The sequence below is a fragment of the Bradyrhizobium sp. Arg816 genome (assembly GCF_029989365.1).
Lineage (GTDB): Bacteria > Pseudomonadota > Alphaproteobacteria > Rhizobiales > Xanthobacteraceae > Bradyrhizobium.
Genome location: NZ_JAPRAQ010000022.1, coordinates 1 through 13,518, shown reverse-complemented (window position 1 = coordinate 13,518; position 13,518 = coordinate 1). Strand labels below are relative to the sequence as shown.

Genomic DNA, 13,518 nt, shown 5'->3' with positions numbered 1-13,518 from the left:
TTGGGGCGGTTTTTGCTAATCCAGCCCTCGGTTTTGACCGGCCTTGTTTGCCTTGCGGTCGAGGAAATCTTGCATGAACCAAGCTGCCAACGCCAACCTGTTTTCCCGCCTGTTCGACGGCCTGGACGATCCCAAACGCCTCGCGATCGAGACCCAGGACGGCGCCCATATCAGCTATGGCGATCTGATCGCGCGGGCCGGGCAGATGGCGAACGTGCTGGTCGCGCGCGGCGTGAAGCCCGGCGACCGCGTCGCGGTGCAGGTGGAGAAATCGGTTGCCAATATCGTGCTCTATCTCGCCACGGTGCGGGCCGGCGCGGTCTATTTGCCGCTGAACACGGCCTATACGCTGAACGAGCTCGACTACTTCATCGGCGATGCCGAGCCGTCGCTGGTGGTCTGCGATCCCTCCAAGGCCGAGGGCCTCGCCCCGATCGCTGCCAAGGTGAAGGCCAAGGTCGAGACGCTCGGGCCCGACGGCAAGGGCTCGCTGACGGAAGCCGCCGACAAGGCCAGCAGCGAATTCGCGACCGTCTCACGGGCAAACGACGATCTCGCCGCGATCCTCTACACGTCGGGCACCACCGGCCGCTCCAAGGGCGCGATGCTGACGCACGACAATCTCGCGTCGAACTCGCTCTCGCTCGTCGGCTATTGGCGCTTCACCGACAAGGACGTGCTGATCCACGCGCTGCCGATCTACCATACGCACGGCCTGTTCGTGGCGACCAACGTGACGCTGTTTTCGCGGGCGTCGATGATCTTCCTGCCGAAGCTCGACCCTGATCTCATCATCAAGCTGATGGCGCGCGCCACGGTGCTGATGGGCGTGCCGACGTTCTATACCCGTCTGCTCCAGAACTCCGCGCTGTCGCGCGAGACCACAAAGCACATGCGGCTGTTCATCTCGGGCTCCGCGCCGTTGCTCGCCGAAACCCATCGCGAATGGTCGGCGCGCACGGGCCATGCCGTGCTCGAGCGCTACGGCATGACCGAGACGAACATGAACACGTCGAACCCGTATGACGGCGAGCGCGTGCCTGGCGCGGTCGGCTTTCCCCTCCCCGGCGTCTCCGTGCGCGTGACCGAGCCCGAGACCGGCAAGGAGCTGCCGCGCGAGGAAATCGGCATGATCGAGGTGAAAGGCCCGAACGTGTTTAGGGGTTATTGGCGCATGCCGGAGAAGACCAAGTCCGAATTCCGGCCCGACGGCTTCTTCATCACCGGCGACCTCGGCAAGATCGACGACAAGGGCTACGTCCACATTCTCGGCCGCGGCAAGGATCTCGTGATCTCCGGCGGCTTCAACGTCTACCCCAAGGAAATCGAGAGCGAGATCGACGCCATGCCCGGCGTGGTCGAGTCCGCCGTGATCGGCGTGCCGCATGCCGATTTCGGCGAGGGCGTCACGGCGGTTCTGGTCTGCAACGAGGGCGCCGACGTTACCGAGGCCGCGGTGCTGAAGGCGCTCGACGGAAGGCTGGCAAAGTTCAAGATGCCCAAGCGCGTCTTCGTCGTCGACGAATTGCCGCGGAATACGATGGGCAAGGTGCAGAAGAACGTGCTGCGCGATACATACAAGGATATTTACGCGAAGAAGTAGGGCGGCGTCGCTCTCTCGCCGTCATTGCGAGGAGCCTCTGCCCAGTACGCTGTCATGCCCCGCGAAGGCGGGGCATCCAGTACGCCGCGGCCTCTCGGATCAATCACCGGCGCTGGTGGAATACTGGATCGCCCGCCTTCGCGGGCGATGACAGCGGAGTATGTGGCGCAGGCTCAGGCGTCTACTGCCCGCCCACCAAGCTCATCACAAACCGGCTGCCGACGATAAATAGATAGCAGCCGAACGCGACCTCCAGCGTGCGCTTCGACATCGCATGCGCGGCCCTCACGCCGAGCGGCGCTGTCACGAGGCTCATCGGCATCACAAGCACGGCGCCGATCAGCGAGACGTAACCGAGCGCGAACGGGATTTGCAGCGCTGCGACGGCGGGATAGGTCGCAGCCGCCGGCCAGCCGGCATAGATGTAGCCGAGCGCGCCGGGGATCGAGATCAGCACCGCGAGCGCCGACGAGGTCGCCACCGCCTGGTGGATGGGCCGGCCGTAGAACGTCATCAGCAGGTTCGAGAACAGGCCGCCGCCGATGCCCATCAGCGTCGAGAGGATACCGACGCAGAAGCCGTAGACGCGCATCAGCGGGCCTTTCGGCAGATCATCGCCGAACTTCCAACTCTCGCGCGCGAAGATGAGACGTGCCGACGCGGAATAAGCGACGCAGACGAACACGATCTTGAACAGCTTCTCGGGCGCATAACGCGCGATGACGCTGCCGGCGATGACACCGAACACGATCGGCAGCCACCACGCGCAGGATCGACATGTCGACGGCGCCGCGCTTGTAATGTGCCTGGAACGAGCGGATCGAGGTCGGGATGATCACCGCGAGCGAGGTGCCGATGCAGAGCGGCATGCGCACTTCGAGCGGTACGCCGGCGATGCGGAAGCATTCGTAAAACACCGGCACGAGAATCGCGCCGCCGCCGATCCCGAACACGCCGGCCAGGAATCCCGAGAGCGCGCCGGTTGCGATCAGCAACAGCGCGAGCTCGACGATCTCCTTGATATCAAGACCTGCAATCACCCCTGACCTGCCCCGGCGACTGGTCGCAGCTTCTCCGAAACATGCGTTCGGAAAGCTGCGTGCGGAGCATTAGGCGATCTGATTCGCGCGGTCGACACGCCACGTCTTGCGGCTGGGGTGGAATGCAAGGTGCGCATATCCGGACAAGGGGCAAACCGGGCCGTAGCGGGAGCGAGTTAATGCCGTCCGAATGGCGTTAACCGCTCAAAAGACCGGCCCCGGGCAGGTTTGGACGGCATGGTCCGTTTAGAGGCGTTCCAATAGCAATTTCAACGCGCATCGGTCCCTTCGAAATAAATGAACTGATATTCCTTCCTTCGTTGGCGGACCGAAGTGCTGGTATACCAAGCCACTGATTGGCCTTGCATCATCAACGCTCTAGAGCTGAACCACGGTTCGATTTATGGCGATTTGGTGATTGCGCAGGCGAAATCGACTCCGTAAATAGAGCCGACCTTCCGCGATCCCCGCGTGCCCCCTGCTGGGCCGCAATAAACATCAAAAGCCCATGACCGCACGGATCGAACGACCGCTTTCCCCCCACATGCAAGTCTACCGCTGGACGCTGACGATGGCTCTCTCCATCGTCCATCGCGCCACCGGTATCGCGCTCTACGTCGGAACCCTGCTGCTGGCCTGGTGGCTGATCGCGGCGGCTTCCGGCCCCGCCGCCTATTCCCACGTCCAGGCCTTCACCGGCAGCATCATCGGCCGGCTGATCATGTTCGGCTACACCTGGGCGCTGATGCACCATATGCTGAGCGGTATCCGGCACTTCGTGTGGGACCTCGGCTACGGCTTCAAGGCCAATGAGCGCGAAGCGCTGACCTGGGGCGCACTGATCGGCGGCATCGTGCTGACGGTGCTGATCTGGATCATCGCCTATGCGATCGGAGGCGGACGATGAGCACGGCCGATACGCCGAAGCGCAGCATGCGCACCCCGCTCGGCCGCGTCCGCAACCTTGGCGCGGCGCATTCCGGCACGTCCGATTTCTGGCGCCAGCGCTTGACTGCAGTGGCGATGGTCCTGCTGATGATCCCCGTGATCGTCGTCATCATGATGCTGCTCGGCCGCAACCAGGCCTATGCCAAGCAGATCCTCGGCTCGCTGCCGATCGCTATCATCATGGTGCTCTTCATCATCGCCAGCGCCTGGCACATGAAGATCGGCATGCAGGTCGTGATCGAGGACTATGTCCACAACGAAAAGCTGAAGCTCGCGTCGATCATGCTCAACAATTTCTTCTCGATCGCGGTCGCGCTCGCGTCGATCTACGCGATTCTCCAACTGTCATCCGGAGTGTAACCCATGGCCAATGCGACGAATGGCAAGGGCAACGGCGCTCCCGCCACCAACGGCAAAGCCTATCCGATCGAAGACCACACCTATGACGTCGTCGTGGTCGGCGCCGGCGGCGCGGGCCTGCGCGCCGTGGTCGGCTGCAGCGAAGCCGGTCTTCGCACCGCCTGCATCACCAAGGTGTTTCCGACCCGCTCGCATACGGTCGCAGCCCAGGGCGGCATCTCGGCCTCGCTCGGCAACATGCACAAGGACGATTGGCGCTGGCACATGTACGACACCGTGAAGGGGTCGGACTGGCTGGGCGACCAGGACGCGATCGAATACATGGTGCGCAACGCACCCGAGGCCGTCTACGAGCTCGAGCATTGGGGCGTGCCGTTCTCGCGCACCGAGGACGGCAAGATCTACCAGCGCCCGTTCGGCGGCATGACCATGGACTACGGCAAGGGCCAGGCGCAGCGCACCTGCGCCGCCGCCGACCGCACCGGCCACGCCATGCTGCACACGATGTACGGCCAGTCACTGCGCCACGCGGCCGAGTTCTTCATCGAGTTCTTCGCCATCGACCTGATCATGGACGACCAGGGCACCTGCCGCGGCGTCATCGCGCTCAAGCTCGACGACGGCACGCTGCACCGCTTCCGCGCCCAGACCGTGATCCTGGCAACCGGCGGCTACGGCCGCGCCTACGCCTCCTGCACCTCGGCGCACACCTGCACCGGCGACGGCGGCGGCATGGTGCTGCGCGCCGGCCTGCCGATGCAGGACATGGAGTTCGTGCAGTTCCACCCGACCGGCATTTACGGCTCGGGCTGTCTCGTCACCGAAGGTGCGCGCGGCGAAGGCGGCTATCTCGTCAATTCCGAGGGCGAGCGCTTCATGGAGCGCTATGCGCCGTCGGCGAAGGACCTCGCATCGCGCGACGTCGTCTCGCGCGCGATGACCATCGAGATCCGCGAAGGCCGCGGCGTCGGCAAGAAGAAGGACCACATCTTCCTGCATCTCGACCATCTCGATCCCGCGGTGCTCGCCGAGCGCCTGCCGGGCATCTCCGAATCCGCAAAAATCTTCGCAAATGTCGACGTGACGCGCGAGCCGATCCCGATCGTGCCGACCGTGCACTACAACATGGGCGGCATCCCCACGAACTATCACGGCGAAGTCCTGACCAAGAAGGACGGCGACGACAACGCCATCATTCCCGGCCTGATGGCGATCGGCGAAGCCGCCTGCGTCTCCGTGCACGGCGCCAACCGCCTCGGCTCCAACTCGCTGATCGACCTCGTGGTGTTCGGCCGCGCCGCCGCGCTCCGCCTGGCCGAAAAGCTTACGCCGAACGCCAGTCAGCCGGAGCTGCCGGCGAACTCATCCGAGCTCGCGCTCGGCCGCCTCGATCACTACCGCTACGCCTCCGGCGGCACGCCGACCGCGAAGCTGCGCGAAGGCATGCAGCACGTGATGCAGAACAATTGCGCGGTGTTCCGCACCGGCGACATCCTGAGCGAAGGCCAGAACCTGATCGAGAAGGTCCACAGCGGCATCACCGACATCGCCGTGTCGGATCGCTCACTGGTGTGGAATTCCGATCTCATCGAGACGCTGGAGTTCGACAATCTGATCTCGCAGGCGGTGGTGACGATGGACTCCGCCGCCAACCGCACCGAGAGCCGCGGCGCGCATGCCCGCGAGGACTTCTCCGCGCGCGACGACAAGAACTGGATGAAGCACACGCTGGCCTGGCTGGACGAGTCCGGCAAGGTCAAGATCGAGTACCGTCCCGTTCACGACTACACCATGACCAACGACGTGCAGTACATCCCGCCGAAGGCGCGGGTGTACTGAGCGAACAGCGAAGGCCTTAATCGAAATGGTTGAATTCGCACTTCCGAAGAACTCCAGGATCACCGGCGGCAAGACCTGGCCGAAGCCCGCGGGCGCGACCGACGTTCGCGAATTCCGCGTCTATCGCTGGAATCCGGACGACGGCAAGAATCCGAGCGTCGACACCTATTACGTCGACACCCATGATTGCGGTCCGATGGTGTTGGACGGCCTGATCTGGATCAAGAACAACATCGATCCGTCGCTGACCTTCCGCCGCTCCTGCCGTGAAGGCGTCTGCGGCTCCTGCGCGATGAACATCGACGGCCAGAACACGCTCGCCTGCACCCGCTCGATGCACGACGTCAAGGACGGCGCGGTCAAGATCAATCCGCTGCCGCACCAGCCTGTCGTGAAGGACCTCGTTCCCGACCTGACCAATTTCTACGCGCAGTACGCCTCGGTCGAGCCGTGGCTGAAGACGACCTCGCCGACGCCGCAGAAGGAATGGCGCCAGAGCCATGAGGACCGCGAGAAGCTCGACGGCCTCTACGAGTGCATCCTGTGCGCCTGCTGCTCGACCTCGTGCCCGAGCTATTGGTGGAACAGCGATCGCTATCTCGGCCCGGCCGCCCTGCTCCAGGCCAACCGCTGGGTCTCCGACTCCCGCGACGAGGCGACCGGCGAGCGCCTCGACAATCTCGAGGACCCGTTCCGCCTCTACCGCTGCCATACCATCATGAACTGCGCCAAGGCCTGCCCGAAGGGTCTCAACCCGGCGGAAGCCATCGCCGAGCTCAAGCTCAAGATGGTCGAGCGCCAGATCTAGGCCTCGTTCATGCTACGGCCCCCGGCCGCGACGGCCGGGGCATTCTACGATCAACCTCAGTTTGAGTAGAATTTGCCATAGCCCGCACCGCGGGCGAACGTCCGGATTGCAACCTCCGGTTCCATCGACAAGCCGCTTCCTTCCCAGCGGGAGTTTCAAGTAAGCTCTCCGGTCAGGGACCGGAGCGACTGTGCAGGGTGCGCAACGCAACTCGCTGAGACTGTTGCAGTGGATGATGGCGGCATCCCTGGCGCTGCCGATTGCACTGTTCGTCTTCACCTCCACGATCTCCTACACATCGACAAAGGACATCGCCGACCGCGAGATCGAGCGCACGCTCGATGTCGCCCATGAGCACGCGCTCAAGGTGTTCGAGACCATCGACCGCAGCCTTGCCGAGCTCAACGAGGTCGTGCGCGGCCTTCCCGACGACGTCATCCGTTCGCGCGAACCGGCGCTGCATCGCCGCCTGAAACGGCTGACCGATGCGCTGCCGCAGCTCAAATCGGCCTGGATCTTCGACGCGAACGGGAAATCGCTGGTCAACAGCCTCGTCTCGCCACCGCAGGATCTGAGTTTTGCGGACCGTGACTACTTCTACGCCCATGTCGACCAGAACATTGGCACGTTCGTCGGCGCAGCCCTGACGCCGCGTCCGCCCTATCAGGGGGCACGCTTCTTCGGCATGAGCCGGCGCCGCGAAGCCGACGATGGCAGCTTCATCGGCGTCATCCAGGCCTCCGTCCTGCCGGAATATTTCGAGAGCTTTTATGCCAGGATCGGCTCCGATCCCGGCAGCTTCTTCGCCATGGGACGCACGGACGGCGTGGTGCTCACCCATTTTCCCCGGCTCGACCGCGACTTCCGGCTCGATCCGACCGGACCGGTCGGGCAGCAGATCGCCGCTCACCCCGAGCACGGCCTCATCACCATCGCCTGGCCCTCGGACGGAATCGAGCGGCGCGTCGGCTACAGGCGCGTCGCCGAATATCCGATCTATGTCAGCGCCGGGCTCGAGACCTCGGCGATCCGCGCGCGCTGGCTCGCCACCATGGGCCAGCATCTGGTGTTCGGCGTGCCCGCCACCGCACTCCTGTTCGTGCTGCTGGCGCTGGCGTTCCGGCGCACCCAGCACCTCCAGACCGAGGCTGCAAAGCGACGCGAGGCCGAGGAGGCGCTCAAGCACAGCCAGCGGCTGGAAGCGCTCGGCCAGCTCACCGGCGGTGTCGCGCACGACTTCAACAATCTCCTCACCGTGATCCGCGCCTCGGTCGACCTGTTGAACCGGCCGCAGCTGAGCGAGGAGCGGCGGCAGCGCTACATCAATGCCATTGCGGACGCGGTCGCGCGCGCCGCCAAGCTGACCTCGCAGCTGCTGGCGTTCGCGCGGCGCCAGACCCTGAAACCGGAAGTGTTCGACGTCGGGGAGCGGATGCAGTCGCTGCACGACATGCTCGCCACGCTGCTCGGGCCGGCGATCGAGATCGGAATCCGGCTGCCGACCGAGCCCTGCCTCGTCAAGGCCGATGCCGGCCAGTTCGAGACGGCTCTGATCAACATGGCGACCAATGCGCGCGACGCCATGCAGGGCAAAGGCAGGATCACCTTCGCCGTGCAGGCGGCGGCGTCCGTACCCGATACATTGGTGCACGTCTCGGGCGGCCATGATCTTTCAGGCAGCGATGGCTTCGTCAGCGTCGCCGTCAGCGACACCGGCATCGGCATTCCCGCCGCACGATTAGGCCGCATCTTCGAGCCGTTCTTCACCACCAAGCAGGTCGGCCAGGGCACCGGTCTCGGCCTGTCGCAGGTGTTCGGCTTCGCCCGGCAATCCGGCGGCGAGGTCACCGTCGCGAGCGAGGTCGGCCAGGGCAGCACCTTCTCACTCTATCTGCCGCGCGTGCCCGCGGACCTGCTGCCGCAACGGCAGGCGCCCAACACCGCGCCGGCAGTGGCCGGCAGCGGCATGTCGGTGCTGTTGGTCGAGGACAATATCGAGCTCGCCAATTTCGCTGCCGACGGCCTCACCGAGCTCGGTTACAGCATCACTTTGGTCGACAACGCCACCGACGCGCTTGCCGAGCTCACCGTCGACGCAGATCGCTTCGACGTCGTATTCTCCGACGTGGTGATGCCCGGGATGACCGGGCTCGATCTGGCGCAGGCGATCCGCGACCGCGGCATCCGCGTGCCGATCGTGCTGACCACGGGCTACAGTCAGGCCCTGTCACAAGATGGCGCCGCCGGCTTCGATCTCGTGCAGAAGCCCTATTCGATTGAGGAATTGTCGCGGGTTCTGCATCGGGCCGCGAGGCTCCGGCCGGTCCGCGATGGCGCCGCCGAGTAAGGCTGGCACGGAACCAACGGGAACCGATTGATTTGGTTCGCGTTATCCGCGCATGCACAAGCCGGCCGCAAAGCGCGAACAGGGCAGGAAGCCGCCCATTGTCGAGATCGAGGGCGAGAATGGCGATGCGGTCGCGCCGCCGCCGCCGGAGGTTATTGAGCCCGATCCCGAACTCTCGCCCGAGGAGGCTGAGCAAGCTCGCAAGGACTATCTGCTGACGCGGTTCTGGATCAGCGCACGCGGCTTCTGGGGCCGCAACGGCGACCGGCTGGCGTGGCTCTACTCGATCGGCCTCGTCGTGTTGATCGTCCTCACCGTCGGCTTTCAATACGGCATCAATGTCTGGAATCGCGCGATCTTCGACGCCATCGAGAAGCGCGAGGCGGCCACCGTCTTCCATCTCACGGCGGTGTTCTTCCCGCTCGCGATCGGCAGCATCGTGCTCGGCGTCGCGCAGGTGTTCGCGCGGATGGGAATTCAGCGCCGCTGGCGCGCCTGGCTCACGGCAAGCGTGCTGACGCGCTGGCTGGCCAACGGGCGCTATTATCAGCTCAACCTGGTCGGCGGCGACCATAAGAACCCGGAATATCGCATCGCCGAGGATCTGCGCGTGGCGACCGATTCCCCGGTCGATTTCCTCGCCGGCGTGACATCGGCGCTGCTGTCGGCGGTCACGTTCATCATCGTGCTCTGGACCATCGGCGGCGCGCTCACGGTCACGCTTGCGGGATCGACCATGACCATCCCCGGCTTCCTCGTCATCGCCGCGATCCTTTATGCAGCGATCGCCTCCGGTTCGATCCTGGTGATCGGCCGGCGCTTCGTGCAGGTCTCCGAGGACAAGAACCAGGCCGAGGCCGATTTCCGCTACACGCTGACGCGCGTGCGCGAGAACGGCGAGAGCATCGCGCTGCTCGGCGGCGAGGAGGAGGAGCGCGGCGGCATCGACCGCAATTTCACCAACGTGCTGCGGCAGTGGGCGCGTTTGGCCGGCCAGCACATGCGCACGACGCTGGTCTCGCAAGGCTCGAGCCTTGTTGCGCCCGTGGTCCCTCTTCTGCTCTGCGCGCCAAAATTCCTCGACGGCAGCATGACACTCGGGCAGGTGATGCAGGCGGCCTCCGCCTTCACCATCGTGCAGAGCGCGTTCGGCTGGCTGGTCGACAATTATCCGCGGCTTGCCGACTGGAATGCCTGCGCGCGTCGCATCGGCTCGCTGATGATGTCGCTCGATGGCCTGGAGCGCGCCGAGCAGGGCGACGGCCTCGGCCGCATCAAGCGCGGCGAGACCAGCAACGAGGCCATGCTGGAGATGAAGGATCTCTCCGTCACACTCGACGACGGCACCGCCGTGGTCGGCGAAACCGAGGTGGTGATCGAGCCGGGCGAGCGGCTGCTAGTCGCCGGTGAATCCGGCACCGGCAAGAGCACGCTGGTGCGCGCCATTGCGGGGCTCTGGCCCTGGGGCGGCGGCAGCGTCAATTTCCATCCCGACCGGCGGCTGTTCATGCTGCCGCAGCGGCCTTACGTGCCGTCCGGCAGCTTGCGCCGCGCCGTCGCCTATCCCGGCGCGGAGGACGACTGGACCATCGATGAGATCGGCGAGGCCCTGCGCAAGGTCGGCCTCGACCACCTCAAGGAGAAGATCGAAGAAGAGGGACCGTGGGACCAGACGTTGTCAGGCGGCGAGAAGCAGCGCCTCGCCTTCGCGCGGCTGCTCCTGCACAACCCCGACATCGTCGTGCTCGATGAAGCGACCTCCGCGCTCGACGAGAAGAGCCAGGACAAGATGATGCAGATGGTCACCGACGAGCTGCCGAAAGCGACCATCGTCAGCGTCGCCCATCGCGTCGAGCTGGAAGCCTTCCACAGCCGCAAGATCGTGCTGGAACGCCGCAAGGGCGGCGCCAAGCTCGTCAGCGATATCGACCTGATCCCGCGCAAGGGCAAACGCAAGCTGCTCGGGCGATTCCTGAGGCAGCGCAAGGCCGCTCCAAAAAAGGCGGCGTAAGGTCCGTAGCCCGGATGGAGCGAAGCGCAATCCGGGACGGTCTATTAGAGCGGCGAGAACCCCGGATTTCGCTGCGCTCCATCCGGGCTACATTCTTTTCCCGCAACATTGGAGTCCTCATCAAAACCGGCTATGCATGCGCCGCTTGCAACGAGGACCACCTGCTTGACGCCCGACAACGCCCCTTCGACCGCGCCGTTCGGCGCGTTTGCGCCGAACGCGGCGCAGGCTGCGATCATCCGCCTTGCGCAACAGTCGGGGCTGAAGCGCGGTGCGTTCCGCCCGTGGATGTCGCGGCTGGTCAACCTGATGCGCGGCGGGCCGATCGATGTGCAGTACCAGGGCGCCTCGTTCCGCTTCTACCACCAGGGCAGCGCGACCGAGCGCGGCGCGCTGTTCAATCCCGACTACAATCTCGACGAGCTCGATTTCCTGCGCCAGCACACGCCGGCAGGCGGCGTGTTCGTCGACGTCGGCGCCAATGTCGGCACCTTTGCCTTGGTGATGGCGCAGCAGGTCGGCACCCATGGCAAGGTGGTCGCGATCGAACCGCATCCGATGACGTTTGGACGGCTCTCGTTCAACCACGCCGCGTCGAAGACGGCGCAGGTTCGTTTGGTGCAGGCTGCCGCCGGTGACAGCGACGGCGAGCTGATGATCGAGAGCGGCGGCGGCAATCTCGGCGCCACGCACGTCGTCACCGGCGCGGCCAGCGCGGAGGCGATCAAGGTCCCATCACTGCGGCTGACGCGCATTCTGGATGAGGCCGGCGTCGGCCAAGTCGATTCGCTCAAGATCGACGTCGAAGGGTTTGAGGACCGCGTGCTGATCGGCTTCTTCCGCGACGCGCCGCAATCGCTGTGGCCGCGCGCGGTGGTGATCGAGCATCTGTCACAAAACGAATGGCAGCAGGATTGTATCGCTGACATGGTCGCGCGCGGCTTTGCGATCGCGCGCAAGACACGGAGCAATACGTTCCTGTCGCGCTGACAGGGACCAACAACGGAGGTTGCGATGATCGACCATTTGGGTTTCTCCGTCTCCGACTATGAGCGCACGAAAGCGTTCTATGCCAAAGCGCTTGCGCCGCTCGGCTACGGCCTGATCATGGAAGTGACGGCGGAGCAGACCGGCCACGCTCCGGCCGCAGGCTTCGGCGCCGACGGCAAGCCGGACTTCTGGTTCGGGGCCGAAGGCGCCATGAACAAGCCGGTGCATGTCGCGATCGTCGCGAAGGACCGCGCCACGGTCGACGCCTTCTACAAGGCAGCCATGGCGGCCGGTGGCCGCGACAACGGCGCGCCCGGCATCCGCCCGCATTATCATGCGAACTACTATGGCGCGTTCGTGCTCGATCCCGATGGCCACAACATCGAGGCCGTTTGCCACGCGCCGGAATAGGGCGCGCTCCAAGACGACGCGACAAGGAACATCGGCGCGGCATCATCGTTGTCGTTCTCCCGACAACTGACCTTGATGATGCTGATGCCGATCGAACCGCCCGAGATTCCGCCGTCGACGCCCGGCACGCCCACGGAGCCGCCGCCTGGAATTCCGCCGGGCAATCCGCAGCCTGAAATCACGCCGCCGGTGCGCGAACCCGGCGAATCACCACAGCCCGACGAATTGCCGGGCCACATGCCGGAAGAGATTCCATCGCGCGGACCGAACGGACCGCTCACGCCGAATCCCGCGACGGATGCAGGTTCGTTGCGCGATCACACATGAGGCGAAGCATCACATGTGAGGCAATTGCAACCTGCGTCTGAATGCGCAATGAACGTCACCATAGTGAGGTGATTTGCGTGCAGAAATAAATCGGGCCGCGACCTCTTCGCCCGCCACATTCCGGCCTAACGCGTAGCCGTTCATCCCGACACTTCGTCAAAGAACCTTCCGGGGAAGTTCACCATCATGACCAACCTTCGTTTCGTGCTGCTTGCAACGACGGCTCTAACCGCGATGCAATTCGCAAGCTCCGCATCGCATGCGCAAAGCGCGCCGCCGCTCGTGGTCGCGCAGGCGCAGACACAACCACCAGAGAACGACAAATCGAAGCAGCCTCCTCCGAAGGAAGCACCGAAGGGACCGCCGCCTGGCGCACGCCCTGCCGCACCACCTCCTCCTGCCGCAGCACCGCCCGCAGCTCCTGCGCACCCCACGGCGCCGCCGCCCGCAGCAGCACCTCCGCATCCTCCCGCTCCGCCGCCGCCGGCTGCCGCGCCGTCGCGCCCGACACCACCACCGCCTCCTCCGCCTGCGGCACGTCCGGCACCTCCGCCTCCGCCGCCACCCCCGCCGCCGGCAGCTCCCAAGCAGCCGTCGCCGCCTCCGGCTGCGGCACCCCAGCAGCATGCGCCTGCGCCAACTCCGCCGCCCCCGGCCGCGCAGCATCACACGCCGACGCCGCCTCCCGCAGCAGCTCCGCCTGCCGCGCGTCCCGCTCCGACTCCGCCGGCAGCGGCAACGCCGCCCGCAGCAGCACCCGCACGTCCGGCGCCGGCACCTGCGGCTACGCCGTCGCCTTCGCCGGCCGCGCCTGCGGCCCGACCTGGCGCGGCT

General features: G+C 65.3%; 11 protein-coding genes and 1 pseudogene. 10 read left to right on the top strand and 2 right to left on the bottom strand.

What is annotated here, in order from left to right:
- Positions 1-73 precede the first annotated feature (73 nt).
- The gene (locus OWC48_RS35290) at positions 74-1,603 is read left to right on the top strand and encodes a malonyl-CoA synthase (protein ID WP_282524130.1); all 1,530 of its coding nucleotides are present in this window, start codon (positions 74-76) and stop codon (positions 1,601-1,603) included.
- Between the two features lie 181 nt (positions 1,604-1,784).
- Here OWC48_RS35290 and OWC48_RS35285 read toward each other — a convergent pair.
- A pseudogene (locus OWC48_RS35285) lies at positions 1,785-2,643 on the bottom strand (sulfite exporter TauE/SafE family protein).
- 508 nt (positions 2,644-3,151) lie between these two features.
- Between OWC48_RS35285 and sdhC the strand changes: the two are divergent.
- The 9 genes from sdhC (at position 3,152) to OWC48_RS35240 (ending at position 12,684) form a co-directional block, all read left to right on the top strand.
- Positions 3,152-3,550 (top strand): succinate dehydrogenase, cytochrome b556 subunit, encoded by a 399-nt coding sequence (sdhC, locus tag OWC48_RS35280; protein ID WP_282524129.1) that lies wholly within the window; start codon positions 3,152-3,154, stop codon positions 3,548-3,550.
- Positions 3,547-3,951: a succinate dehydrogenase, hydrophobic membrane anchor protein gene (gene sdhD / locus OWC48_RS35275; RefSeq protein ID WP_282524128.1), complete on the top strand. Its 405-nt coding sequence runs from the start codon at positions 3,547-3,549 to the stop codon at positions 3,949-3,951. Before sdhC ends, sdhD begins: the two co-directional genes overlap by 4 nt.
- 3 nt (positions 3,952-3,954) lie before the next feature.
- On the top strand, positions 3,955-5,790 hold the full coding sequence (gene sdhA / locus OWC48_RS35270) for a succinate dehydrogenase flavoprotein subunit (protein WP_282524127.1): 1,836 nt from the start codon (positions 3,955-3,957) through the stop codon (positions 5,788-5,790).
- A 25-nt stretch (positions 5,791-5,815) separates the two neighbouring features.
- Positions 5,816-6,598 carry a succinate dehydrogenase iron-sulfur subunit gene (locus tag OWC48_RS35265; protein WP_282524126.1) on the top strand — a complete coding sequence of 261 codons (783 nt, stop codon included), beginning with the start codon at positions 5,816-5,818 and terminating at the stop codon, positions 6,596-6,598.
- Between the two features lie 190 nt (positions 6,599-6,788).
- Complete coding sequence (locus OWC48_RS35260; RefSeq protein ID WP_282524125.1) at positions 6,789-8,945, top strand: hybrid sensor histidine kinase/response regulator; 2,157 nt, start codon at positions 6,789-6,791, stop codon at positions 8,943-8,945.
- 52 nt (positions 8,946-8,997) lie between these two features.
- A complete protein-coding gene (locus OWC48_RS35255) occupies positions 8,998-10,956 on the top strand; it encodes an ABC transporter ATP-binding protein/permease (RefSeq protein ID WP_282524124.1) in 1,959 nt (652 codons plus the stop codon).
- 165 nt (positions 10,957-11,121) lie between these two features.
- A complete protein-coding gene (locus OWC48_RS35250) occupies positions 11,122-11,946 on the top strand; it encodes an FkbM family methyltransferase (RefSeq protein ID WP_282524123.1) in 825 nt (274 codons plus the stop codon).
- A 24-nt stretch (positions 11,947-11,970) separates the two neighbouring features.
- A complete protein-coding gene (locus tag OWC48_RS35245) occupies positions 11,971-12,357 on the top strand; it encodes a VOC family protein (protein WP_282524122.1) in 387 nt (128 codons plus the stop codon).
- A gap of 84 nt (positions 12,358-12,441) precedes the next feature.
- Positions 12,442-12,684, top strand: coding sequence for a hypothetical protein (locus OWC48_RS35240; protein ID WP_282524121.1), 243 nt, complete (start codon positions 12,442-12,444; stop codon positions 12,682-12,684).
- 184 nt (positions 12,685-12,868) lie between these two features.
- Here the strand turns inward: OWC48_RS35240 and OWC48_RS35235 are convergent, their stop codons facing one another.
- Positions 12,869-13,324, bottom strand: a complete 456-nt coding sequence (locus tag OWC48_RS35235; RefSeq protein ID WP_282524120.1) for a hypothetical protein — start codon at positions 13,322-13,324, stop codon at positions 12,869-12,871.
- Between the last annotated feature and the right edge of the window lie 194 nt (positions 13,325-13,518).